At 41.3% G+C, this 24,066-nt stretch carries 22 protein-coding genes; 12 read left to right on the top strand and 10 right to left on the bottom strand.

Going from position 1 to position 24,066, the window contains the following annotated elements; genetic code table 11:
* Window positions 1-39 precede the first annotated feature (39 nt).
* Together C9E88_RS03635 and C9E88_RS03630 are read left to right on the top strand one after the other, a co-directional pair.
* Complete coding sequence (locus C9E88_RS03635) at window positions 40-1,065, top strand: methyltransferase (RefSeq protein ID WP_106985946.1); 1,026 nt, start codon at window positions 40-42, stop codon at window positions 1,063-1,065.
* Between the two features lie 9 nt (window positions 1,066-1,074).
* Entirely contained in the window at window positions 1,075-2,541 is a 1,467-nt protein-coding gene (locus C9E88_RS03630; protein ID WP_106985945.1) for an amino acid permease, read from the top strand.
* A gap of 142 nt (window positions 2,542-2,683) precedes the next feature.
* Here C9E88_RS03630 and C9E88_RS03625 read toward each other — a convergent pair whose 3' ends face one another.
* Window positions 2,684-3,214: a cysteine peptidase family C39 domain-containing protein gene (locus C9E88_RS03625; protein ID WP_106985944.1), complete on the bottom strand. Its 531-nt coding sequence runs from the start codon at window positions 3,212-3,214 to the stop codon at window positions 2,684-2,686.
* Window positions 3,215-3,350: 136 nt separating this feature from the next.
* Complete coding sequence (gene omp38 / locus C9E88_RS03620; protein WP_106985943.1) at window positions 3,351-4,364, bottom strand: outer membrane protein Omp38; 1,014 nt, start codon at window positions 4,362-4,364, stop codon at window positions 3,351-3,353.
* Between the two features lie 376 nt (window positions 4,365-4,740).
* Here omp38 and C9E88_RS03615 point away from each other — a divergent pair, with 376 nt between their 5' ends.
* The 3 genes from C9E88_RS03615 (at window position 4,741) to C9E88_RS03605 (ending at window position 7,289) form a co-directional block, all read left to right on the top strand.
* Window positions 4,741-5,262 carry a GspH/FimT family pseudopilin gene (locus C9E88_RS03615; protein WP_106985942.1) on the top strand — a complete coding sequence of 174 codons (522 nt, stop codon included), beginning with the start codon at window positions 4,741-4,743 and terminating at the stop codon, window positions 5,260-5,262.
* Between the two features lie 109 nt (window positions 5,263-5,371).
* On the top strand, window positions 5,372-6,547 hold the full coding sequence (locus C9E88_RS03610; protein ID WP_106985941.1) for a thiolase family protein: 1,176 nt from the start codon (window positions 5,372-5,374) through the stop codon (window positions 6,545-6,547).
* Window positions 6,548-6,836: 289 nt separating this feature from the next.
* Window positions 6,837-7,289 carry a VOC family protein gene (locus tag C9E88_RS03605; RefSeq protein WP_106985940.1) on the top strand — a complete coding sequence of 151 codons (453 nt, stop codon included), beginning with the start codon at window positions 6,837-6,839 and terminating at the stop codon, window positions 7,287-7,289.
* An 82-nt stretch (window positions 7,290-7,371) separates the two neighbouring features.
* Here C9E88_RS03605 and ygiD read toward each other — a convergent pair whose 3' ends face one another.
* The 4 genes from ygiD to C9E88_RS03585 all read right to left on the bottom strand — a co-directional run bounded on the left by ygiD (window position 7,372) and on the right by C9E88_RS03585 (window position 12,007).
* Window positions 7,372-8,226 carry a 4,5-DOPA-extradiol-dioxygenase gene (ygiD, locus tag C9E88_RS03600; protein ID WP_106985939.1) on the bottom strand — a complete coding sequence of 285 codons (855 nt, stop codon included), beginning with the start codon at window positions 8,224-8,226 and terminating at the stop codon, window positions 7,372-7,374.
* Between the two features lie 232 nt (window positions 8,227-8,458).
* Complete coding sequence (locus tag C9E88_RS03595; protein WP_106985938.1) at window positions 8,459-8,944, bottom strand: DUF934 domain-containing protein; 486 nt, start codon at window positions 8,942-8,944, stop codon at window positions 8,459-8,461.
* Window positions 8,937-10,580 (bottom strand): nitrite/sulfite reductase, encoded by a 1,644-nt coding sequence (locus C9E88_RS03590; RefSeq protein WP_106985937.1) that lies wholly within the window; start codon window positions 10,578-10,580, stop codon window positions 8,937-8,939. Before C9E88_RS03590 ends, C9E88_RS03595 begins: the two co-directional genes overlap by 8 nt.
* Before the next feature lie 287 nt (window positions 10,581-10,867).
* Entirely contained in the window at window positions 10,868-12,007 is a 1,140-nt protein-coding gene (locus tag C9E88_RS03585) for a CaiB/BaiF CoA transferase family protein (RefSeq protein WP_106985936.1), read from the bottom strand.
* Window positions 12,008-12,217: 210 nt separating this feature from the next.
* Between C9E88_RS03585 and C9E88_RS03580 the strand changes: the two genes are divergently transcribed.
* A complete protein-coding gene (locus tag C9E88_RS03580) occupies window positions 12,218-13,228 on the top strand; it encodes an AraC family transcriptional regulator (protein WP_106985970.1) in 1,011 nt (336 codons plus the stop codon).
* A gap of 117 nt (window positions 13,229-13,345) precedes the next feature.
* Here the strand turns inward: C9E88_RS03580 and C9E88_RS03575 are convergent, their stop codons facing one another.
* Window positions 13,346-13,777 carry an NUDIX hydrolase gene (locus C9E88_RS03575; protein ID WP_106985935.1) on the bottom strand — a complete coding sequence of 144 codons (432 nt, stop codon included), beginning with the start codon at window positions 13,775-13,777 and terminating at the stop codon, window positions 13,346-13,348.
* A 218-nt stretch (window positions 13,778-13,995) separates the two neighbouring features.
* On the opposite strand from C9E88_RS03575, the gene C9E88_RS03570 reads away from it, so the two are divergent.
* The 4 genes from C9E88_RS03570 (at window position 13,996) to C9E88_RS03555 (ending at window position 19,410) form a co-directional block, all read left to right on the top strand.
* Window positions 13,996-15,201: an acetyl-CoA C-acetyltransferase gene (locus tag C9E88_RS03570; protein ID WP_106985934.1), complete on the top strand. Its 1,206-nt coding sequence runs from the start codon at window positions 13,996-13,998 to the stop codon at window positions 15,199-15,201.
* A 320-nt stretch (window positions 15,202-15,521) separates the two neighbouring features.
* Complete coding sequence (locus C9E88_RS03565; RefSeq protein WP_106985933.1) at window positions 15,522-17,654, top strand: 3-hydroxyacyl-CoA dehydrogenase NAD-binding domain-containing protein; 2,133 nt, start codon at window positions 15,522-15,524, stop codon at window positions 17,652-17,654.
* 322 nt (window positions 17,655-17,976) lie between these two features.
* Window positions 17,977-18,318 (top strand): hypothetical protein, encoded by a 342-nt coding sequence (locus C9E88_RS03560; protein ID WP_106985932.1) that lies wholly within the window; start codon window positions 17,977-17,979, stop codon window positions 18,316-18,318.
* 144 nt (window positions 18,319-18,462) lie between these two features.
* Window positions 18,463-19,410, top strand: a complete 948-nt coding sequence (locus C9E88_RS03555) for an IS30 family transposase (protein WP_162368824.1) — start codon at window positions 18,463-18,465, stop codon at window positions 19,408-19,410.
* Between the two features lie 14 nt (window positions 19,411-19,424).
* On the opposite strand, the gene C9E88_RS03550 is transcribed toward C9E88_RS03555, so the two are convergent.
* From C9E88_RS03550 to C9E88_RS03540, 3 genes are read right to left on the bottom strand one after another with little or no spacing between them, the layout of a single operon-like run.
* Window positions 19,425-20,144: an endonuclease/exonuclease/phosphatase family protein gene (locus C9E88_RS03550; protein WP_106986589.1), complete on the bottom strand. Its 720-nt coding sequence runs from the start codon at window positions 20,142-20,144 to the stop codon at window positions 19,425-19,427.
* Between the two features lie 2 nt (window positions 20,145-20,146).
* The gene (locus tag C9E88_RS03545; protein ID WP_106986588.1) at window positions 20,147-20,572 is read right to left on the bottom strand and encodes a GNAT family N-acetyltransferase; all 426 of its coding nucleotides are present in this window, start codon (window positions 20,570-20,572) and stop codon (window positions 20,147-20,149) included.
* A gap of 9 nt (window positions 20,573-20,581) precedes the next feature.
* Window positions 20,582-21,802, bottom strand: a complete 1,221-nt coding sequence (locus tag C9E88_RS03540; RefSeq protein ID WP_106986587.1) for a class I SAM-dependent methyltransferase — start codon at window positions 21,800-21,802, stop codon at window positions 20,582-20,584.
* Window positions 21,803-21,910: 108 nt separating this feature from the next.
* Here C9E88_RS03540 and trhA point away from each other — a divergent pair, with 108 nt between their 5' ends.
* Both trhA and C9E88_RS03530 read left to right on the top strand, forming a co-directional pair.
* On the top strand, window positions 21,911-22,555 hold the full coding sequence (gene trhA / locus C9E88_RS03535; RefSeq protein WP_171356287.1) for a PAQR family membrane homeostasis protein TrhA: 645 nt from the start codon (window positions 21,911-21,913) through the stop codon (window positions 22,553-22,555).
* Window positions 22,556-22,698: 143 nt separating this feature from the next.
* Window positions 22,699-24,009: an MFS transporter gene (locus C9E88_RS03530; protein ID WP_106986585.1), complete on the top strand. Its 1,311-nt coding sequence runs from the start codon at window positions 22,699-22,701 to the stop codon at window positions 24,007-24,009.
* The last annotated feature ends 57 nt before the right edge of the window (window positions 24,010-24,066 follow it).

Raw genomic sequence — 24,066 nt, 5'->3', positions numbered from 1 at the left:
CGTTATCCCTTGGCGGTGCTTTTGTTATGGAGAAATAAAATGGTTCCTCAAAGTGAAGTTGTAATTCGTCAGGAAGCGTTTCTTGATGGTCGCGTATTGTTCGTAAATGCACCAACAGATGACTTGCTCAGTAATTTAGCTTCAAACATCAATGCCAGTGTTTGGACTTGGAATTTTAACGATTTTCAATATTTTCAAGCCCGTCAAGCAACTGTACATTTTGGTGTTGAACTCCCTCAAGGCGCGTTTGATCAAGCCATCGTTTTTGTTCCTAAATCTAAAGAATTACTCAATTATATTCTGCATAACCTTGCGAGTCGTTTAAGCCTAGGTGCTTCGATCTTCTTAGTGGGTGAGAAAAAAGGTGGCGTTGAACGTGCATCTAAACAGCTTCTTCCTTATGGTAAAACCCTTAAGCTAGACAGCGCACGCCATTGCCAAATGTGGCAAACGGTACTAGAAAAAAATACCACTGCCAAAGCATTGGAAGATTGGGCACAACGCTATACCGTACCAACACCACAAGGCGATTTAAACATTTGTGCATTACCCGGTGTATTTAGTCAAAATCGTTTAGATGTGGGTACAGCAGTATTCTTACCTTACCTATCTAAAGTAAGCTCTGGCAAAATTGCAGACTTCGGCTGTGGCGCAGGTGTAATTAGCGCTTATTTGGCCAAATTAAATCCAAAAAATCGTATCTTTGCGATGGATGTCGACGCCTTTGCTCTTGCTTCGACTAAAATGACTTTTGAAGAAAATTCTCTTGTTCCAGAACAACTTGAGATCAAGGCGGTTAGTGGCATAGAAGATGCACCACTGTTTTTACACGCAATCGTCAGTAATCCACCCTTTCATCAAGGGATTCAAACCGACTACAATGCCAGTGAAAATTTATGCAAAACTGCACGACGTCATCTCAAGTCGGATGGCGAACTGTGGATTGTTGCCAACCGTTTTTTAAATTATCCCGTTTTAATTGAACAAAGTTTTGGTCAGTGTATTACCAAGGCTGATCAACAAGGCTTTAAAGTGCTCTTCGCTAGCACTCAAAAAAAATCTTAAGGAATAACGATGAGCGAAACGAATCAACAGGCGCAACTCAAGCGTAAGCTTGGCGCCCGCCATCTAAATATGATTGCCATTGGTGGCTCTATTGGTACAGGTTTATTCCTTGCTTCTGGTGCAACCATTGCGAATGCTGGTCCAGGTGGTGCACTACTGGCCTATTGCTTAATTGGGGTAATGATTTATTTCCTCATGACCAGCTTAGGTGAGCTTGCAACACATAACCCAACTTCAGGTGCTTTCTTCACATACGGCACCAAGTATGTAGAAAGTGGTTTCGGCTTTGCTTTGGGCTGGAACTACTGGTACAACTGGGCAATTACCGTTGCATTCGAACTCGTTGCAGTTCAATTCATTATGAAATTTTGGTTCCCAGATATACCAGGATTTTATTGGAGTGCGCTCTTCCTAGCGATCGTCTTCGGTATTAATGCCCTTACAGTCAAAGGTTTTGGTGAGTCTGAGTTTTTCTTCTCCTTAATTAAAGTGCTAGCGATTGTTGTGTTTATCATCATTGGTATTTTCATGATTGGTAAAATCATGTTAACCCCTGGTGTAGAAACATTTGCCAACTGGACTAAAGGTGAAGCACCGTTTGTGGGTGGTTTGTCTGCCCTTATTGGTGTTGCCATGATTGCCGGATTCTCCTTCCAAGGTACAGAAATGGTCGGAGTTGCAGCAGGTGAATCTAAAGATCCAAAGAAAACAATTCCAGTAGCAATCAAGCAAATTTTCTGGCGTATCTTATTGTTTTATGTGGTGTGTATTTTCATTATTGGCACGCTCGTTTCATACGATGACCCATTGCTTTTACAAGCAGCATCTAGTGAAAATATTGCACTTTCACCATTTACGTTGTTGTATGAAAAAGCAGGCTTTGCTTTTGCAGCCTCTGTAATGAATGCTGTGATTTTAACTGCAATCTTATCTGCAGGTAACTCTGGCATGTATTCATCAACACGTATGCTGTTTGATATGGCAAAAAATGGCAGTGCGCCAAAAGCCTTCTCAAAATTGGACCGCCGTGGTGTACCAATGAATGCGCTTTATGCAACCACTGCAATTGCTGCTCTATGCTTCTTGACCACATTTATTGGTGAGCAAGCTGTGTTCAACTGGCTTTTAAATATGTCTGGTATGTGTGGCTTTATTGTCTGGTTAGGCATTGCGATTTCACACTACCGCTTCCGCAAAGGGTACGTACACCAAGGCTATAAGCTTGAAGATCTAGCTTACCGCGCTAAATTCTTCCCGTTTGCACCATGGTTTGCTTTCATTTTGTGTGCAATTGTCGTTCTCGGTCAAAACTACCAAGCAGTACTTGACGGTGACATCTTAGCAGTCATTTCAACGTATATTGGTATTTTCTTATTCCTAGCAATTTGGCTGGGCTATAAGTGGAAATACAAAGCAAAAATGGTTTCATATCAAGACATGGATGTACGTCCAATGAATGTTGATAAAGACGCCTAAAAGTTAACCCCAAAAAAAGCTACACTCCGGTGTAGCTTTTTTTATTTGTAATCACAATCAAAAAGAAAACTGCGGTCCCTACTTATTAAGTATTCCGACACCAAAATCAGTACATTCATGGTTTCGCCAATATACAAGCAACTTAACTCAATTTAATATCAGCTAATTTTGAACCATCAATCACAATCGCCTGACGACAAATTCCTTCTGCTTTACGTCTTTTTTCAAAAGTTCGTGCAGATAAAGTCGTAAAATTATCAAAAAAACAAATTTCACGGCTATTCATTGAATACACCAAAGAATGGTGTCCCACCCCTTCAACAGTATCGTAATACACAATTACAAAGTAACCCTGATCGATCTTTTCTTTAATTTGCTCATAGCTTAAAGCAGCTTGAATTGGAATATTGAGTTGCTTGGCTTCTTGATAGTATTCAATTTCTTTAGGTTGCTTATCTGGATCTGGTGCCGTATGAAAACTGGTTTTACAACCTAACTTTTGCAATGCCAATGCTAAACCGATACTAAATGCCCCTTCGCCATCATAGCCAGTAATTTTAACCAACCGCTGTATGTCTGCCTGTATCCCATAGTGCTGTAGCACCATCCACACAGCATAAACTCCACTATTAGATTTTAGCTTTAATAAAGCCTCTGGTATCTTCAAGCCCATAACAACTCGCAGTCAATTGATTTCTTTATCTTCATACAGGCTTATTCTAACAAACTCAGCAAAATTCGCCCCCATAAAAAAAGCAGCCTTTCGGCTGCTTTTTTTTAAACTCAATTCAATAAATAATTATTGAATCTTATTTAGCTACAACAGTACGGCTACCAGAAATCGTAGCGAATACGCGACGGTTCATAGCACGGCCTTCTTTAGTTTTGTTGTCAGCAATCGGTTGATCCCAAGCGAAACCTTGAGTAGACAAGCGAGCTGCATCTACGTTGTATTCGTTAACAAGTGCTGTTTTAACAGAGTTAGCACGAGCTAAAGAAAGACGTTCGTTAAGTGCACGTGGACCAGTGTTGTCTGTGTGACCTTCGATACGAGCAGTAGCGTTTGGATACTCAGAAAGTTTCTCAGCTACTTTAGCGATTTCTGGTTTGTATTGATCTTTGATGTTTGATTTGTTTGTATCAAAGAACACACGAAGTTCCATGTTAAGGTCTTCAGTCAACTCTTGTGGAGCTGGTTGAACTGGAGCTACAGGAGCTACAGGAGCAACTTCAACTACAGGAGCAGCTGGTTTCAAGTGACCACCAAGAACTACGTTAAGACCAGCTAAAGCTGTGTAGTTCCAGAAATCTTCGTCGATGTTGTAAGTTGCACGAGCTTCTGTACGAAGAGATAGAACGTCATTTAAGCGCCAGAAAGCACCAACACCTGCGTTACCCAAAGTACCTTCGTCTTTAAGACCAGCACCAGTGTATTTGTAGTGACCAGCACCTAACAATACGTATGGCTTAACTTTGCTATCGTAGTCTTTAGTGATCAAATCAGAAGTAGCATAGAAGTTACCGTTGATTTGAGTTTGCTTGTATTCTGCACCAGCAGCAACACCAGCACCTTCAACGTCGCCTTTAACTTGGTTGTATTCAGCTTCGAAACCTAACCATGGAGTCAATTCAACACCAAGCGCTGCACCAACGAACAAATCGTCTTGAAGTTCAGGACCAGAAGTTAAATGGTCTTTACCGTTGTTGTGCTGAGTGTCTTGGAATGTGTAACCAAGCATTAATGGAGTAACAGTTACGCCTGCGTTTGCAGCTGCTAAAGGAGCAGCTACGAGCATTGCTAAAGCAATACGACTCATTTTCATGGATTTATCCTCCAGAGATAACAATTGTTGTTCAAGCCTAAAAATACCGGCATCCTGAGATAGGCTTTCTAATACCCCAGTTTTATTTTTTAAGCTATTCACGCCGAATCATACAAACACTTCAATGGTTTTCCAAGTGCTTGATTAGTCTAATCAAGTAAATTATTGACAAAATTACTTACAATTTCCGTTGTAATTCGGTAATTTTTTACTCAATTTATTCTTGTGAATCGCTTATTTTTCACTTGCTAAATATTTTAGCAGTTTTATTAAAACTTGAGTAATAAAAAATTTTGCTCAACTCAAAAATGTGTCGAAGCACATTATTAATAACATGAATTAATAAAAATAAATACCAAATACAAGGTTCAATCCAATGTTTTTTATAGTAAAAAATGGTTTCACACTATTAGAACTCATCGTGTGCGTGGCAATTATTTGTATCATTTCAAGCTATGCATTACCTGCTTTTCATCGGTATCAGGCGAAGCAAGAAATGCAACTTACAGCAAAAAAAATACAAACCTTTAGTCGTCAAGCTAAAAATTTAGCCACCATTCAAAATTCCAATATTGTGATCTGTCCGAGTGAAAATTTCACTCAATGTCAGCCAAGCAAATGGAGCGCTGGCTTTGTAATGTTTGTCGACAACAATAAAAATCGACAAATTGATAGTACCGAAAGCATTCTGCATCAGGAAAAACTCAACCTTAAATACAGCACTCTCGATTGGCGTGGCACGCTCAGCATTCCGAGCCTAACCTTTCAGGCCACAACAGGAATGCCTATTGGTTCTAACGGAAGTTTTTTTCATTGTTCACTGATCGATTTGCCTCATCAAAAAATCATCATGAGTAAAATGGGCCATGTACGGCTAGAAAATATCAACAGTTGTTAGAACTGGTGGGTCTAAAGTTCTGGCACAAAGGTCATTTTCTCCACGGCTTTTTTTTATATACTGCTGTGGGTTTAACTATTTTAATAAAACAGATTCGGAGAAAATCACAATGACTGACATCGTAATTGTTAATGGTGCACGTACCGCAATGGGTGGCTTTCAAGGAAGCTTAGCAAGTGTAACAGCACCCATTTTAGGTGCAGCTTCAATTAAAGAAGCAATTGCTCGCTCAGGCTTACAAGCAACGGACATCGAAGAAGTCATTATGGGCTGTGTGCTTCCTGCTGGCTTAAAACAAGGCCCTGCGCGTCAAGCGATGCGTTTAGCAGGTTTGCCTGATTCAACAGGCGCAGTCACCATTAATAAATTGTGTGGTTCTGGCATGAAAGCTGTGATGCAAGCAGCAGACATGATTAAAGCTGGTTCTGCACAGTTTGTAGTTGCTGGTGGTATGGAATCCATGACCAATGCACCTTATGTATTGCCTAAAGCTCGTGCTGGCTTCCGTATGGGTCATGGCGAAATCAAAGATCACATGTTCCTTGATGGTCTTGAAGATGCTGAGACTGGTCGTTTAATGGGTTCATTTGCACAAGACATGGCCAACAGCAAAGGCTATACACGTGAACAGATGGATAACTTTGCCATTCGTTCTTTAAAGCGTGCGCAAACAGCGATTACTGAAGGCTATTTTGCAGATGAAATTGTGCCTGTAACTGTGAGTACGCGTAAAGGCGATGTAGTTATTGATAAAGATGAACAACCATTCAATGCCAATATCGACAAAATTCCAACATTACGCCCTGCTTTTGCTAAAGATGGCACCATTACTGCTGCCAATGCGAGCTCTATCTCTGACGGTGCTTCAGCATTAGTTTTAACCTCTGCAGAACAAGCTGTGGCAAAGGGCTTAAACCCTTTAGCTAAAATTGTTGCGTATGCTTCAAATTCACAGCATCCATCTGAATTTACCATTGCTCCTGTGGGCGCGATTCAAAAGGTATTAAATGCTACAGGTTGGGACGCTCAAGACGTTGACCTTTGGGAAATTAATGAAGCCTTTGCTATGGTGACGATGTGCCCAATGGATGAGTTCAAACTGGATGCAGAAAAAGTGAATATTAATGGTGGTGCATGTGCACTTGGCCACCCTGTGGGTTCTACAGGCTCACGCATTATTTTAACTTTAATACATGCCCTTAAGCGTACTGGCGGTAAACGCGGTATTGCTGCGCTGTGTATTGGTGGCGGTGAAGCAACTGCTGTCGCGATTGAAGTACTTTAAGACTTTAAGGCACTCCTTTTAAAAGAATTTAGGTAGATGAATAACATCGCTTTAGTTCCTTATTAATGGATAACTTAAAGTCCTATATCAATCTTCACTCACAAAAAATCTGTATAAAATCCTCCGTAATGGGGGATTTTTTAATCCGATCTTCAAATCAAAATTTCTTATCGTCATTTTAATAAAGCTTGCATGCTAGCAATTACAATTTTGAACACAGCAATCACATTGGCTTAAGAATTTAAGCTTAATCTTAAGTGACCACAACAACAAAAAACGCGGTGCTCACATGCAACTCAATCATTATTTAAACTTTAAAGGTAATACTGAGGCGGCATTTAATTTTTATAAGTCTGTCTTTGGTGGCGAGTTTTTATTTGTTATGCGTTATAGCGATGTGCCCACACAAGAAGGTCAATCCCCTTTATCTGAGGCAGACCGTCAAAAAATTATGCATATTTCTCTTCCGATTAATGAACATACCGTTTTAATGGCCTCAGATATTAGCGAACAATTTTGTGCTCAAACCAATAAAGCATTTAGCATCGGCACCAATCATTATATTTCGATTAATTTAGATGCCAGTGAACAAGATGAGGCAAAACGACTGTTTGATGCACTTGCCGTCAATGGCACAATTGAAATGGCTTTGAGTCCAACATTCTGGGGGGCTTTATATGGTGCACTCACCGATCAATTTGGCATTCAATGGATGATCAATTGCCAATTAGAAACTGCGTAATTGAGGTCAACATCTCAGCTCATTCGACACAAAAAAGCGACCCAATGAAAGGTCGCTTTTTTTGTACGGTGACCATGTCATTTTATGCAGATTGATCTAACCGAAAAGATGTCATTGTCAGTGATCCACCCACTGCTTTGGCATTAAATAAACTCAACTCGTCTTTGTCTTCTTGTAAAGCCAGTGCATAGATCATTGGATAATAATGATCAGGTGTTGGAATGGCGAGTTTAAAAGCCGTGCCTTGTTTATCCCAATCAATGAGTACTTGGTGATTACGCGCTAACAAAAAATTCTGCATTTTTTGGTCTGCTTCGAGCGCCCAATCAAAACCATATTCATGGTTGATTTTATCAAAGGCAACTCGACCCAAGTTATGAACCAAATTACCACTCGCAACAATCAACACCCCTTTACGGCGCAGACCCGCAAGCTGTTTTGCCAAATCATAATGATATTGTGCACCTTGGCTATAATCGATGCTCAACTGCACCACAGGAATATTGGCGTCAGGAAAAACGTGACATAACACAGCCCAAGTCCCGTGATCTAAACCCCACTCATGGTCATGATGAATATCAATGCTTTGGATTGCATCGACAGTTGCATCGACCAAAGCTTGATTACCTGACGCGGGGTATTGCATATCAAATAAAGCTTGTGGAAAGCCACCAAAATCATGAATGGTACGTGGCATTTGCATCGCAGTGACCGCTGTACCACCTTGAGTCAACCAATGCGCTGAAATACATAATATGGCCGTTGGTGGGGTTTCTAAAGTCGCCCCTACTTTATTCCATTCACGCGTGAATTCATTGTCTTGAATGGCATTCATGGGTGAACCATGCCCTAGAAACAAAACAGGCATAGGTGCAGTGTGTGGAAGTGTTGCATTCCAATTTTTGAGAAGAGATAAATCGCCTGTTTGCATGTGCATGATATTCACCTATGTGATGGATATTTTTATTATGCAAAGTTCATACATGTCCCGATAGTCTGTTTACGTCACTACAACATTGCAAAAATGGAACGCTGAGGCTAAATAAGGCAAATTGATCATATAGCGAAGTGCTGAGATTCACCCATCCATTAGCAACATTTCTATTTGCATTTAATTTGGCAAAAAAAAAGCTGAACCTCAGTCCAGCTTTTTCAGTTACTTAATTGTATTAAGCACCTGTTTGATAATGTGCTTGCGGTACAGCCGTTGAAGCTTGGTAAGGATTGGTAAAGTCACCCAAACCAGCAGCTGCTTCATGAATATCTTTGCCTTCTTTGATCACAAAAGTGTCAAAGCCTGCACGCTTCATGTAATTTAATACATCTTTAAATACATCACCTGTGGCACGAAGTTCACCTTGGTAGCCTTGGCGACGTAACAATGCAGCAAATGAATAACCACGACCATCATTAAAGCCTGCAAAATCAATAAAAATTGCATCAAGTTGATCTAGCGGAAATTCATTGCTTTCAGGAGAAGCATCCACCGTTAAGAGCAATGCTTTTTTGCCCGTTACATTTGCAATCTGATCTAACTGCTCAACAGTCAATAGCACATCACCTTGTGGTAATACGCCATCTTCTGCAATGATTTGATAGCTGTTGTCTGCAATTGTGCCATCTTTAGAGAGCACTTGTAGTGCGGTATTAAGCATAAGCACGCTCCTTAAATGGTTGAATGCCAACACGGCGATAGGTATCAATAAAGTCTTCACCTTCCGTACGAAGATCAAGATAGGTATTTAAAATTTCTTCGACAACATCAGGTACGCGATCCGCTGCAAATGATGGCCCTAAGATGTCACCAATCGATGCATCATGATCAGCATTACCGCCAAGCGTGATTTGGTAGAATTCAGCGCCTTTTTTGTCTACACCTAAAATACCAATATTACCCACGTGGTGATGACCACATGCATTCATACAACCTGAAATATTCAGATCAAGCTTGCCAAGGTTATAAATCGTATCTAGATCATCAAAACGACGAGAGATCGCTTCAGAAATTGGAATTGATTTCGCATTGGCCAATGAACAGAAGTCACCGCCTGGGCAGCAGATAATGTCAGTAATAAAACCAATATGCGCACGCGCTAAATCTTTTGCATCTAGCACTTGCCAAAGTTCAAACAAATCTTTTTGTGGAACGTCTACCAACGCAATATTTTGTTCATGCGTTGTACGTAACTCACCAAATGTGTACTTGTCTGCAAGATCTGCAATCAAGTTCATTTCTTCAGTGGTCACATCACCTGGTGCAATACCTGCACGTTTAAGTGAAATCGTTACGATGCGGTAACCTTTTACTTTATGTGCATTGGTGTTGATGTTGAACCATTGTTTGAATTTTGGATATTCAGCAAATTTTGCAGTGAAATCTTCATCTGCATAATCTTGGTAATTAAATGGCGTAAAGTTCGCATCCATTTTTGCCAAAGTGGCAGCATCAATTTTTAATGTTTTGATGGTATGTGCAAATTCAGCTTCAACTTTTTCTGCAAATACTTCTGGCGTTAATGCTTTTACCAAAATTTTGATACGTGCTTTGTACTTGTTATCACGGCGACCGTGTAAGTTGTAAACACGTAGTACAGCTTCTAAGTACGCAATTAAATCTTCACGAGGTAAGAAGTCACGAATAAAGCTACCAATAATTGGGGTACGACCTAAACCACCGCCCACTTTAATTTTATAGCCCATCTCGCCTGCTTCATTACGCACGATGTAAACACCGATGTCATGAAAAGCTGTTGCAGCACGGTCAATTTCTTCAAGTGCAGATACTGCAATTTTGAACTTACGTGGTAAGAAAGCAAATTCTGGGTGGAAGGTTGACCATTGACGAATCAATTCACACGTTGCACGTGGATCTTCGATTTCGCCTGCAACCACACCTGCATATTGGTCTGTTGTCGTGTTACGAATACAGTTACCAGAGGTTTGAATGGCATGCATTTGTACTGATGCCAACTCTTCTAACATATCTGGCACATTTTCAAGCGCTGGCCAGTTAAATTGGAAGTTTTGACGTGTTGAAACGTGTGCATAACCACGGTCATACGCTGTTGCAAGTGAAGCAATTTTACGCAGTTGCGTCGAGTTCATTAAACCATAAGGCACAGCAACACGGAGCATGGGTGCATAGCGCTGCACATATAAACCATTTTGCAGACGAAGCGGACGATATTCGTCTTCTGTCAATTTACCTGCTAAATAACGTTCCGTTTGGTCACGGAACTGTGCAACACGTTCATTAATCAGTTGCTGATCAAAATCAGTATATAAATACATGGCGTACAGCTAGTAGTTTCTATTATAACGATGCACAGAATAACGAGATTTGATCTATCAAGAAAATGCGTTTTTTACATATTTAATAGCGATTTTATTGATAAGACTATCTCAATATCATTGATATAGGCACTTTCAGGTCATTTGTAATTGCTTTTTTTAATATTGATTATTTTATTTAATCTTTAGCATTTTTTATCATAAAGAAAAGCCCACGATGTAGGCTTTTAATTAAAGAGGATGTTAATTGCAATCAACCACAGCATGCATTCATCTATGATCATTCACTAATCGTCAGCTGTAGACTTAAACCAAGTGCCAGCATCAAGTGCTTGTCCAATATATTGATAACTGGCCTGAGAACGTGAAAATTTAATTGGACAGGCCAACTGTGACTCGGTTTCTACGGCCTCAGCATTTAAGGGAACATTAACCACCCAATTCCGCGCAGCTGCCAAAGGTGAATTTAAAGCCTCTTGCAAAGATAATACGGGTTCTACACATACATCCAAGTTTTGAAACAATGCTTGCCACACTGCAAATGGCTCAGATGCAAATTTGTCGCGTAGCGCTTGTTTCACTTCTGCTCGGTCAGCCTGATCAAATGATGCTCCCTTCTGTAAAAGCACGGGTAGTTCGAGCGCCTGCCCTAAAGCCAGCATAAATTGGGGCTCTAAACTACCCACTGCAAAATAGCGCCCGTCTTGCGTTGGGTAATAGTCATAAAATGTTGCTCCATTCAAATGCGTTTGCTCGGCTTCGGCATGCTCACCACCAGCCAAACTACTGGCTGCCGCCATATTGTTTAATGCCACAGCACAATCAGTCATAGAAATATCAATATACTGTCCTATACCGCTTTGATAGCGCTCAATGACTGCAGCCAATATTCCCATAACAGCATGCATAGAACCGCCTGCAACATCGGCAACTTGTATGCCGAGTGGCGGTGGCCCACTCTGCTGACGGCCACTGTATCCCGCGATTCCAGACAAGGCTAAATAATTAATATCATGACCAGCTTTATCTTTATAAAGTCCGGTTTGCCCATAGCCTGTAATTGAGCAGTAAATCAATTTAGGATTAATCTGTGCCAAAGTTGCATAGTCCAAACCTAAGCGTTGCATAACGCCTGGGCGGAATTGCTCAACCACAATATCGACCTCTAATATTTTTTGATACAGCAATGCAATACTGTTTGGGTCTTTTAAATCGAGTGCGATCGATTGCTTGTTTCTGTTTAAATAACTATGTGCTACAGCCTGCCCATTTGCATAAGGTGGCATCAAACGAACTAAGTCTGGACGCGTAGGTGATTCAATATGCACAACCTTTGCGCCCAGATCGGCCAAATACAAAGTGGCGAATGGACCAGGTAGAAGTGTGGAAAAATCAAGAACTTTCAAGCCTTTTAGTGGTGCTGACATTGGAGTTTTTACTCTATTTATGTTGATTTTTTATGCATATTAGAAATATAAATGATACAAAACAATGTCATGTTCAGCCATTTACCTTGATAGTTTCGGCAATTTACCATGTAAAAATGGTATTTTCGCTGTTGTAAATTGCCATATTTAATTTTTTAAGTGTCAGTTAGGTCAAAATTTGTGAACATTAAAGAGCCTGAAGGAATCAACATGAGCCGCGATACGATCAGTATCCATTTCGTCAATGCTGCTTTGTCTGGTGTAAAACGCTTAGGCATGGATGTCGAAACTTTATTGTCTCACGTCGGAATTGAAGCCGAACTACTGCGCCAACCCAAAGCGCGTATTTCTCCAGAACAGTACACGCGTTTTATCAAAATGTTGTGGATGGTGACGCAAGACGAACACGTCGGTTTTGATATTCAGCCACGTCGTTTAGGTACTTTTGCCATCATGTGTCAGCTGATTATTCATGCCAAAACATTGGGTGATGCATTAGAGCTGTCTTCTCAGTTTTATAAATTATTTGGTGATGAATGGTCGGTAACCTTAGAACGCGATAAGCACGAAGCGCGTTTGGTGCCACTCATCCCAAAATCTATGGACCCTGATCATTTTATTACTGAAAGTATGCTCATGATTTGGCATGGCTTGGCGTCTTGGTTGATTGAGCGTCGTCTGCCTTTAGAGCGTGTACATTTCGGCTATAGCCGCCCAGAACATGCGGATGAATATGATGCGCTTTTCTTTGCGCCCGTAATGCAGTTTGATGCGCCACGTACTGAAATCACCTTTGCTGCGGATTATTTAGATCTTCCAATTCGTCAAAACGAAGAATCTTTAGAAGAATTCTTAAAAGCTGCCCCTGCACAACTGCTGGTGAAATTTAAAAATACCAACTCACTTACTTCACGTATTCGTGAAGTGCTGAAGAGCCAAATTGGCGAAGAAATGCCAACATTGAACGATGTTGCCTCAATGTTATATCTTTCACCTCAAACATTGCGTCGCCGCCTAGCAGCCGAAGGTAAAAGCTATCAAGGTGTAAAAGATGCACTGCGCCGTGATGCCGCGATTCACCTATTGCTAAACCCTGCTTTAACTTTAGAAGATGTTGCACAGCAAGTTGGCTTTAGTGAAACCAGTACTTTCCACCGTGCATTTAAGAAATGGACAGGTGTAACACCAGGTCTTTACCGTCAACTGCATGGTTATCACTAAGTTGAAATGAGACTTTTTGACTAATTTACTGTCTTATACTTCTCTGTGATTCATTTAGCCCAAGCACTCTGCTTGGGCTTTTGCATTGTATTAAAACAAACTCAACGATACTTTAAGCTAGGACTGAAATAAAAGTGCCTCTATGCCAAGAGGATAAATCGGTAAGTTCAATTGAGTAAGTTGTGCCTGCGTGTACCACGTCGCTTGATACTCATAGCCATTCGACTCTATACCTTTAATCATTGCCTGAGCATACATACGCTGATCTATAAATACGGCAGAATATACAAACACAATTTCATGACCTGCTTTTCCATCAAACGTAAAAATATTTTCGAGTACATCGAGATATTTCAGCTGGGTAATTTCTTGCTGAATTTCTTCCTGCACTTCTCTGCGGATGCTATCAGCAGCGCGTTCTCCGAACTCAATTCCGCCGCCGATGGGCATTAAATAATGCTCGTTCTTAGTTGGATCATAGGCTTGAGCTAAAAGAACCTGCTCTTGATGTCTAAATAAACAAATCACTTTTGCACGTATGTGGCTCATTGATCACTCCTACAGAAGGCGCAATATCTTAATACAGACAAATCAAAAATTTAAAATTAATTCAGGCGCACATTTGCATACTTGTTTTAGCTACAAGAGACAAAATCAAACTGGCAAAAAATCACATCTGACCTGACCCGTTCTTGTCATTGCACTCGTCCAAATTATCCGTACACTCAAAAAACCAATAAAAATTTATACATCAAAGGGACAGGATTATGAGCGAGGCTTACATCATTGATGCCATTCGCACACCGCGCGGAAAAGGTAAAAAAGATGGTTCACTGCATGCCGTTAAACCGATTAGCCTGCTGACCGGTTTATTAAACGAATTACAAAACCGCCATCAGTTTGACACTGCTGCAGTTGACGACATTGTATTGGGCTGTGTGACCCCAATTGGTGACCAAGGCGCAGACATTGCCAAAACCGCAGCCATTGCAGCAGGTTGGGATAATGATGTGGCAGGCGTTCAAATCAACCGTTTTTGTGCCTCAGGTTTAGAAGCAGTCAATATGGCTGCGCAAAAGGTGCGTTCTGGCTGGGAAGACCTTGTGGTAGCTGGTGGTGTAGAGTCGATGTCTCGTGTGCCGATGGGCAGTGACGGCGGTCCTTGGGCGCTCGACCCTGAAACCAATATGGCTTGTGATTTTATTCCGCAAGGCATTGGAGCCGATTTAATTGCCACCATTGACGGCTATAGCCGTGCAGATGTGGATGCCTTTGCGGCCAACTCTCAGCAAAAAGCAGCGGCAGCACAAGCCAAGGGTTATTTTGACAAGTCTGTCGTTCCGGTTAAAGACAAAGCAGGCGTCACTGTTTTAGCTAAAGATGAATTTATTAAACCAACGACCACAGCAGAAGGCTTAGGCAAGCTCAACCCAAGTTTTGCCATGATGGGTCAAATGGGCTTTGATGCGATTGCATTGCAAAAATACCCTGAAGTTGGCGCGGTCAACCATGTACACCATGCAGGAAACTCATCGGGCATTGTCGATGGTGCTGCCGTAGTGTTGCTTGCCTCTGAAAAAGCGGTCAAAGAACAAGGCCTAAAACCGCGTGCCAAAGTGCTTGCAACTGCATTAGTGGGCGCAGACCCAACCATTATGCTGACTGGCCCTGCACCTGCTGCACGTAAAGCCTTAGCCAAAGCTGGCTTAACCATTGATGATATTGATCTGTTTGAAGTGAATGAAGCTTTTGCTGCAGTGGTGATGCGTTTTATTACCGAACTCAAGGTAGACCCTGCCAAAGTCAATGTGAATGGCGGTGCAATTGCATTAGGACATCCACTAGGTGCAACAGGCGCCATGATTTTAGGCACCCTGATGGATGAACTAGAACGCCAAGGTAAAAAGCGCGGTTTAGCGACCTTGTGTGTCGGCGGCGGTATGGGCATCGCAATGATTATTGAGCTAGTTTAATTAACCGAACCGTACGTAGCATTTGATACTTGGTATGTGTCATCCACAACCTGACCAAAAATTGAAAATAATGTTTCTGCGAACTTTTAGAAAAAAGACATTAGTTGACAGGTTTTGTGGATAACAAATGGTTTTGCCTACTTTTGCCGAATGAGAAATATATTTCGCAAGGTAGGTCGAACCTGAATGAAGCTAAAGCACCGCTTTAGCTGAAATGAAATAACAGTAATGAATAAATTTGGAAAGACTCCGTAGTGACGATGAATAATTTAAATCTCAAAAATCACTAGCAAAGTCATAAAAATATTTGGATAAAATTTATGAGCGCAATTCAATTTGAAAAAAATGCCGACAATATCGTCATTTTAACTTTAGATTCTCCAAACCAATCTGCCAACACCATGAATGCAGATTTCCGTGCTGCACTGGCTGAAACAGTAGACAAACTGCAAGCTGACGAAAACATCGCAGGGATCATTTTCCGCTCGAACAAAAAAACCTTCTTCGCCGGCGGTGATTTAGATGAACTGATTCAAGCTACACCTGAGCATGCAACTGAATTCTTCAATATGATTGAAGAGATGAAAGCCAAACTTCGTTATATCGAAACCCGTGGCATTCCAGTTGTGGCCGCTTTAAATGGCACAGCGCTTGGCGGTGGCTGGGAGTTAGCTCTTGGCTGTCATTATCGTATTGCACTCAATGATGCTAAGGCAAAGTTTGGCTTGCCTGAAGTGACCTTAGGCTTACTGCCGGGCGGTGGCGGTATTGTACGCATGGTACGTTTATTGGGTTTGCAAAATGCATTTCCACTCTTAATGGAAGGCAAACAAATTGGTGTCGAAAAAGCCAAATCATTGGGGCTCATTCAAGACACTGCAGATAGCCTTGAAGACTTGATGGACAAAGCTATTACTTGGGTCAAAGCCAATCCAAAATCACAACAGCCTTATGATGTAAAAGGCTATAAAATTCCGGGCGGTACGCCATCCACACCTGCTGTGGCGCAAATGCTCGCCATTGCCCCTGCTATGCTGCGTGACAAAACCAAGGGCTGTTACCCTGCGCCTGAAGCCATTATGTCGGCTGCTGTTGAAGGCGCTCAGGTGGATGTCGATACGGCGCTCACCATTGAATCACGTTACTTTACTTACCTTGCAACCGGCCAAATTTCTAAAAATATGATCGGCACCTTCTGGCATGGTCTCAACGCCATCAAGTCAGGTGCAAGCCGTCCAAAAGACGTCGTGAAATGGCAAGCCACCAAAGTCGGCATTTTAGGCGCAGGCATGATGGGTGCAGGCATTGCTTATGCCACAGCATCAAAAGGCATTGCTGTTGTACTCAAGGATGTTTCTGTAGAAGCTGCTGAAAAAGGCAAAGCCTATAGCCAAAAACTGCTGGATAAAAAAGTATCTCAAGGCCGTTTAAGTGCAGAAAAACGTGATCAAGTTTTAGGACTGATTCATGCCACTGCAGATGCTACCGACCTACAAGGCTGTGACTTAATCATTGAAGCGGTATTTGAAAATGTCGAACTCAAAGCCAAAGTGACACAAGAAGCCGAAGCCTATCTGGCAGATAGCGGCATTTTTGCATCAAATACCTCTACTTTGCCAATTTCAGGCTTGGCACAGGCATCCCAAGATCAAGCTAAATTTATCGGTCTGCATTTCTTTAGTCCTGTCGACAAAATGCAATTGGTCGAAATTATTAAAGGTAAAAACACCTCGGCTGAAACCTTAGCCAAAGCCTATGACTATGTACAGCAAATTGGCAAAACACCAATTGTAGTCAATGACAGTCGCGGGTTCTTTACCAGCCGTGTCTTTGGCACTTTTGTACAAGAAGGTTTACGTCTGCTGTCTGAAGGTGTGCACCCTGCCCGCATTGAAATGGCTGCGCTGAAAGCCGGCATGCCTGTAGGTCCATTGGCCATTCAAGATGAAGTGTCTTTAACGTTATCTGAGCATGTTGCAAATGAAACACGTAAAGCCTTACAAGCTGAAGGCAAAGACTTGCCTCGCTCAGGTGCGGATGACGTTATTCAAACGATGATTCATGAGTTCGGACGTAAAGGTAAAGCAGCTGGTGCAGGTTTTTATGAATATCCTGAAGGCGGTAAAAAGCATCTCTGGGATGGCTTAAGCAAATGGCAAAAGGATAGCAATATTTCTGAACAGGAAATGATTGACCGCTTCCTGTTTGTACAATCCCTCGATACCTTACGCTGCCTAGAAGAAGGCGTGCTTGAGTCAACAATTGATGGCAATGTCGGATCAATTTTCGGTATCGGCTTTGCCCCTTGGACAGGTGGCGCTTTGCAATTCTTAAATCAATATGGATTGGAAAAAGCGCTATTACGTGCCAATACACTAGAAGCAAAATACGGCGAACGCTTTAAAGCGCCACAATTGCTGAAGGATAAAGTAGCAAAGGGTGAATTGATCTAAGCCATCCGTTTCATATTTAAAAAAGGAGCCAAGTGCTCCTTTTTTATTTTATGTCACCACACTAAAGCATGTTAAAGGCTGAATGGATTGAAATTGCAGAGGAAAAAATTGGATCTTGTGAGGACGATAGATCATAGATGAAGCATATTGAATGAAAACAAATGCATAAAAAGGTCTAAATCTACTGCTTCAACAGCTCGCTCATTTTGGATAAATAAAAACCTTAAAATAATCATGACTTTCCTAGATAATCATCCCTAATTCAGCCATTCCATGTTATAAGATAACATCTCGTTGATTATTTGATTATTGGAATCCAATCATGACCGATTCTACATCTCCTGAAAAATCACCTTGGGGTTGGAAAGCACTCATTATTTCCTGTATTTTGGGTGCCTTGTTCATGGGCTTTTTCTGGCTTGCTGTCAGCAATGAACCAGATTACATGCCAAGCCAGCAAAAGAAAGACAATACCCAGCAGCATGCTTTTAAAAATGCGCCTGCGATGTCTCAGGAACAAATGGCTGAAGCACAGCAGCAAAAACAAGCACGTGAAGCTGCGCGCAATCAAACTGCTGAAGATATGAATATGAGCGAAAGTGAGCATGCAAATATGAACGGCATGTCGCATGGAGCATCTTCAGAAACCGCTCACGGCCATTGATCTCCTGTATTTAAAAAAGCGCTGATATCAGCGCTTTTTTTATTTCTTAGATTCTCAAATGAAGTGCAACAGAGATTAATGTATTGGAAGAAAGCAAGATGAGTTAGCATTATGCTTCCGACCGACCAAAGTCAAAGTTGCATCATGAACTATACTCATCTTACTCAAGAAGAAAGATATCAGATTTATACCTTGTTACGTGAAGGTTTTTCCAAACGTTATATCGCTTTGCGTTTAAATCGCTCTCCCTCAACAATTTCTAGGGAAATTCTGCGTAATAAAGCGAGAAATGGCTATTTCGCTCAACATGCCCATAAATTGGCTCGACGACGGCATTGTTCAAACCCTAAAACAATTCCTAATGAGCTTTGGATGCGTGTCATCTCTTATCTTGATATTCAATGGAGTCCCGAGCAAATCGCTTCTCATGTTTCAGTTAGTCTGCATTCCATCTACCGCTTCATACAACAGGATAAAAGCAAGGGTGGGACACTCTTTCACAACCTGCGTTTCAGAAATCAAAGAAAGAGAAAATATGGCTCTCCTGAAACCCGTGGTCAGCTGATCAATCGTAAAAGCATTCATTATCGACCTATAGAGATAGAGCTTCGGACTCGCTTTGGTGATCTGGAAATAGATACGATTGTAGGCAAGAACCATCAGCAATCATTGGTCTCGATTGTAGACAGGAAGACGGGTTATCTTTGGCTGAAAAAGTGTAGTTCACGCAAGGCAGAGGAAGTTTGCCAAGCCACAATCAGCTTATTGAATCCAGTTAAAGATCAGCTAAAAACAATGACAGCAGATAATGGCAAGGAGTTCAGCTTGCATGAGCATACTGCTAGAGAATTAGGGATAGAGTGGTATTTCGCTGATCCTTACAGTGCTTGGCAACGTGGTACAAATGAAAATACCAATGGTTTAATCAGGCAATATATTAGAAAAGGCAGTGATTTAAATGACTATACGGATGAATATATTTCAGAAATCACTCAACGCTTGAATCATCGGCCAAGAAAAAGACTCGGCTTTAAAAGTCCGAGTCAGGTATTATGGCAACAACATGGTGTTGCACTTCAAATGCTAATCTAAGTTTTAAAAGATGTTCACAAGCATGTTTTGGTAAATGGATTGATATCACAACACAGAGGCAAATGATCACTTTGGCTCAGCCAATCTTGGGCATCACCTATCCTCAACTTTACATTTTTTAAATTCCAATATTGATCGGATGCAAAAATATAATCGATATGATAAGCCTTAAGTGGATTGCGCTGAAGAAAGAAGGTCGGCTGACTTTCATGGCCTTGTTGTTCGGCCAAGGCGCGATGATAAATACTAAAGATATTTTGTTTTTCCAGCATGCTGACCACATCTGAATGATTCCACCAGCGGTCCCAAACATCCCATTTTGAATTGCTATTGAAATCCCCGCAGATCAGTACCGTCTCATCGAGTTGCGCCAAGTTAAGCTGCAAATACTTCCAAATCTGGCCAATATATTGAAAGGTCGGAGAATTGGCTTGTTTCGCCCAAACTGCAAGTAACTGTACTTTATCATTGAGTAACACAGGCAAAAAAAGCTCAAGATTTTCATCAGGTAAATGCAGTGCTTTAAGCTTTATACCTGCGCGAACAAAGATCCCTAGTCCTTTATTTTTATTTTCACCTTTCCAAAGAAAATCTGAAAAATAACGCTGATACAAGCCATTCGCCTGTTCAGGACTTTCACATTCTTGAATGACATAAATATCTGCTTGAAATTGCAAAATAGCCTCAACCTTTTTACGAAAAGCGCCATTGCAATTCCAAGTGATGATTTTCATCTTTATTCCAGTTCGAGTCGCATGTCTATATGCGGAATACCGCAATCGAGATATTCCTCACCTTGTACCTTAAAGCCAAGCCCTACATAAAACTCAATCGCATGAACTTGAGATGACAACTTAACAAAAGGTCTGCCCTGTTTTTTTGCAACCTCAATCACAGCAAGCATCAACAATTTGCCTATGCCTTTGCCACGAGATGAAGACAGCACTGCTACACGGCCAATACTGTGATTTTCCAGTAATCGCGCAGTCGCAATACACGCTTCACCATCCATGACTGCAAAATGCAGACTTACCAAGTCTTGTGCATCCCACTCATCAGCTGGAGCAATCTGTTGTTCTCGAATAAAAACTGCTTCACGCACAGGCCCCACTGCGGATTGCAATTCACTCCATCCACCAGACAAAATTTTGAAGTTAGACATCACGTTTTCTCAGCATTTACAGCCAATATCTTGCTGGTCCCACTGATCATTCAAGAGCAATTCTAATGAATGCTTTTGAATCCCATACATCTCTTTCAATGCTTGTATTTGTGCTAATACAGCCTGATCTGGCTCACTATAATCTTGACGCTTAACCGCCAAAATCATTTTGTTCTTACTGGTATGCTCCAAGGCCACAAACTCAAACACTTTAGTTTCATAACCATAGGCTTTCAACAATAAAGCCCGAATCGTATCGGTCAGCATTTCCGCCTGTTGCCCTGCATGAATACCAAACTGTAACATCGGTGAAAGTACTTTTGGCGCAGTCAGTTGTGGACGCAATTCTTTATGACAACACGGCGCGCACATAATCATCTGCGCATTTAAACGAATGCCCGTATGAATCGCAAAATCCGTCGCGACATCACACGCATGTAAGGCAATCATCACATCCAAGCGTTCTGGCTCGTATGTACGTACATCACCTTGGAAAAAACCGAGCTGCTCAAAACCTGCCTGAGCAGATACATTTTGACAAAACTCAACCATTTTCGGATTCAGTTCAACACCTGTCACAAAAGGCGTTTGCTGATGCTTTGCCAAATAGTCATACAGCGCAAAGGTTAAATAACCTTTACCTGAACCAAAGTCGACAATATGCAAAGGCCGATCAGGCTGCTGAATTTGTTCTACTGCCCCCGCACAGATCTCAACAAACTTATTAATCTGTTTCCATTTGCGAGCCATGCTTGGAACGATTTGCGCTTTGGCATCTGTAATGCCCAGCGGTTGCAAAAATAAACTGTCCTGATCAACATAACGGTGCTTAACACGGTCATGGCCTTGCTGTTCAGCCCTAGACTTAGCGACAACCTTATGCTGAGTGACGGTGAGCATGGCTTTTTTCTTGTTTTTCTTCAGCTGTAATTCTTCAGTGGCAGTAAATAAATTGGCCTGCTTACAACACAGTAATAACTCACGCACAATATCCAAAGCTTCACTTAAAGGATAATTTTTAGTGACATCTTGAGTTTTATATCGGTATAAAATACTCAGCATAGGTTGCTGCTGTAGTGAAATGACTCTTAAGGTCAATTTTTCAAGCTGCTCAAGTTCACCCTTGTATTGACTCAGGATCAAGCGCTCAAATTGATGCTTATCAATCGCTTGCTGAAATACATCAAGGAGTTGCTGTTCCTGTGAAAAGAGAGAAGCCGAAGCGGACATACTTTAAACCTAAAAATAATTGCAGCTAAAGTTTAAATCTTCTTACGACAAATGCAAATTTCAATTATTATACATCTGTATATTTTAAATATTGGGCGACATTAAATGATAAACAACGCTCCACTGATTCCAGATTATGACCCGCTTGAAGAACGAATTAATTATCTCAGCCATGGTGTAGGTGCAGTTTTAGCCCTTATTGCTGGTATTTTATTGGTCATTAAAGGGGCCTATTTGCCTGCATGGCAATGGTTCGGACTATGCGTTTATGCCTTGAGCATGGTGTTATTATTTTCTGCGTCTATGCTTTATCACATGTCGACCACTGCCGATCGACGCTATTTTTATAAAAAACTCGACCATACGGCTATTTATTATTTAATCGCAGGAACCTATACCCCATTTTTAGCCATTGCTATTCCCACCACTAAAGCACACTACTTATTAATTGCTCTGTGGGTCATCGCTATAGTAGGTACACTATTCAAGTTAATATTCATTAACTCTTTCCAAAAAGTCTCACTCTTTGCTTATTTGGCTATGGGCTGGCTGGCTTTATTGGTCATTGATGATATGAAACACTTTTTAAGCGCTCAAGCTTTAACCTTTTTAATCATTGGTGGGCTTTCTTACACCGTAGGCGCATTGTTTTATGCATTAAAAAGAGTAAGATATACCCACGCTATCTGGCATATTTTTGTATTGTTAGGTGCAGGATCACACTTCCTGTCCATCTACCTGTACGTGATTTAATCATCTCTTTCTTCATTTCAGCGACCCTGAGCGAGTTGAACAGAGAAGATTGCTGTTGTTTTTTTAAGAAATTACGCCTTTTTTAAAAAGATTACGCTTTTAAAACTAAGTTTTTTTTATTTTTAGTAAGTGTAAGGTCTATCATGGCGTCAACAAATTCTGCTGCGCAAGCGCCAGCAACCAATTCAAAATTTCGTGTACTTACAGCCAGCCTTGTAGGTACCACAATCGAATTTTTTGATTTCTATATCTACGCAACGGCTGCCGTTATTATTTTCCCGCATTTGTTCTTCCCTGCAAGTACAGATCCGATGACGGCGACGATTCAGTCTTTGGCTACGTTTGCAATTGCCTTCATTGCTCGCCCGATTGGCGCAGCACTCTTTGGCCATTTAGGCGACCGAATTGGTCGTAAGGCCACCTTGGTCGCAGCCTTGCTGACCATGGGGCTTTCCACCGTTTGTATTGGCTTACTCCCAACCTATGCACAAATTGGTATTTTTGCGCCGTTGTTATTGGCACTGTGCCGTTTAGGTCAAGGTTTAGGTTTAGGTGGCGAATGGTCTGGTGCAGTCCTTCTAGCAACAGAAAATGCACCTGAAGGCAAACGAGCTTGGTATGGTATGTTCCCTCAACTCGGAGCTCCTATCGGCTTTATTCTTGCAACAGGTTCATTCCTCACATTAGGTCACTTCATGTCTGAAGCCGACTTCATGCAATGGGGCTGGCGTATTCCATTTATCTCTAGCGCATTGCTAGTGATTATGGGTCTTTGGATTCGTTTAAAACTTCATGAAACGCCTGCGTTCCAAAATGTTTTAAACAAACAAAAAGAAGTTAATATTCCGTTTAAAGAAGTGATAACCAAGCATTGGGGCATGCTCATTTTAGGTACAATTGCAGCCATCTGTACTTTCGTTGTGTTCTACCTAACTACAGTATTTGCTTTGCAATGGGGAACAACTCAACTCGGTTATACACGTGAAGAGTTCCTTAAACTCCAATTGGTTGCAACGCTTTGCTTTGCGGCATTCATTCCATTGTCAGCAGTTTTTGCCGAAAAATTCGGTCGAAAAACCACTTCAATTGCTGTATGTGTAGTTTCAGCAATCTTTGGCCTCATGTTCTCTAGCTTACTTGAGTCTGGTAGCACAGCTATTGTGTTCTTATTCTTGTGTATTGGTTTAGCCATTATGGGCTTAACTTACGGCCCAATTGGTACAGTATTGTCTGAAATATTCCCGACTTCAGTACGTTATACTGGTTCTGCACTTACTTTTAACTTGGCAGGTATTTTTGGTGCATCTTTCGCGCCATTAATCGCAACTAAACTTGCGACAGGTTATGGTTTATATGCTGTAGGTTACTACCTTACTGCCGCGTCTATTCTTTCATTGATCGCATTCTTGCTGATCCGTGAAACGAAAAATGATGACGTAAACAACCAAATCTAAGTCTTGTCATGCATATAAAAACGCCAGCAATGATGCTGGCGTTTTTATTTCACTCTA

Source organism: Acinetobacter cumulans (genome assembly GCF_003024525.3).
In the GTDB taxonomy this organism is placed as follows: domain Bacteria; phylum Pseudomonadota; class Gammaproteobacteria; order Pseudomonadales; family Moraxellaceae; genus Acinetobacter; species Acinetobacter cumulans.
The sequence above is the reverse complement of the archived record's forward strand: the minus strand, read 5'-3'. Positions and strand labels throughout refer to the sequence as shown.

Excerpts from the sequence above, each read along its gene's own strand:
- ygiD (WP_106985939.1), bottom strand. The coding sequence starts at position 8,226 with ATGCACATGCAAACAGGCGATTTATCTCTTCTCAAAAATTGGAATGCA.
- C9E88_RS03540 (WP_106986587.1), bottom strand. The coding sequence starts at position 21,802 with ATGTCCGCTTCGGCTTCTCTCTTTTCACAGGAACAGCAACTCCTTGAT.
- C9E88_RS03615 (WP_106985942.1), top strand. The coding sequence starts at position 4,741 with ATGTTTTTTATAGTAAAAAATGGTTTCACACTATTAGAACTCATCGTG.
- C9E88_RS03595 (WP_106985938.1), bottom strand. The coding sequence starts at position 8,944 with ATGCTTAATACCGCACTACAAGTGCTCTCTAAAGATGGCACAATTGCA.
- C9E88_RS03585 (WP_106985936.1), bottom strand. The coding sequence starts at position 12,007 with ATGTCAGCACCACTAAAAGGCTTGAAAGTTCTTGATTTTTCCACACTT.
- C9E88_RS03635 (WP_106985946.1), top strand. The coding sequence starts at position 40 with ATGGTTCCTCAAAGTGAAGTTGTAATTCGTCAGGAAGCGTTTCTTGAT.
- C9E88_RS03605 (WP_106985940.1), top strand. The coding sequence starts at position 6,837 with ATGCAACTCAATCATTATTTAAACTTTAAAGGTAATACTGAGGCGGCA.
- C9E88_RS03565 (WP_106985933.1), top strand. The coding sequence starts at position 15,522 with ATGAGCGCAATTCAATTTGAAAAAAATGCCGACAATATCGTCATTTTA.
- C9E88_RS03530 (WP_106986585.1), top strand. The coding sequence starts at position 22,699 with ATGGCGTCAACAAATTCTGCTGCGCAAGCGCCAGCAACCAATTCAAAA.
- C9E88_RS03575 (WP_106985935.1), bottom strand. The coding sequence starts at position 13,777 with ATGAGCCACATACGTGCAAAAGTGATTTGTTTATTTAGACATCAAGAG.
- C9E88_RS03630 (WP_106985945.1), top strand. The coding sequence starts at position 1,075 with ATGAGCGAAACGAATCAACAGGCGCAACTCAAGCGTAAGCTTGGCGCC.
- C9E88_RS03610 (WP_106985941.1), top strand. The coding sequence starts at position 5,372 with ATGACTGACATCGTAATTGTTAATGGTGCACGTACCGCAATGGGTGGC.
- C9E88_RS03590 (WP_106985937.1), bottom strand. The coding sequence starts at position 10,580 with ATGTATTTATATACTGATTTTGATCAGCAACTGATTAATGAACGTGTT.
- C9E88_RS03550 (WP_106986589.1), bottom strand. The coding sequence starts at position 20,144 with ATGAAAATCATCACTTGGAATTGCAATGGCGCTTTTCGTAAAAAGGTT.
- C9E88_RS03555 (WP_162368824.1), top strand. The coding sequence starts at position 18,463 with ATGAACTATACTCATCTTACTCAAGAAGAAAGATATCAGATTTATACC.
- C9E88_RS03580 (WP_106985970.1), top strand. The coding sequence starts at position 12,218 with ATGAGCCGCGATACGATCAGTATCCATTTCGTCAATGCTGCTTTGTCT.
- C9E88_RS03625 (WP_106985944.1), bottom strand. The coding sequence starts at position 3,214 with ATGGGCTTGAAGATACCAGAGGCTTTATTAAAGCTAAAATCTAATAGT.
- C9E88_RS03570 (WP_106985934.1), top strand. The coding sequence starts at position 13,996 with ATGAGCGAGGCTTACATCATTGATGCCATTCGCACACCGCGCGGAAAA.
- C9E88_RS03560 (WP_106985932.1), top strand. The coding sequence starts at position 17,977 with ATGACCGATTCTACATCTCCTGAAAAATCACCTTGGGGTTGGAAAGCA.
- C9E88_RS03545 (WP_106986588.1), bottom strand. The coding sequence starts at position 20,572 with ATGTCTAACTTCAAAATTTTGTCTGGTGGATGGAGTGAATTGCAATCC.
- omp38 (WP_106985943.1), bottom strand. The coding sequence starts at position 4,364 with ATGAAAATGAGTCGTATTGCTTTAGCAATGCTCGTAGCTGCTCCTTTA.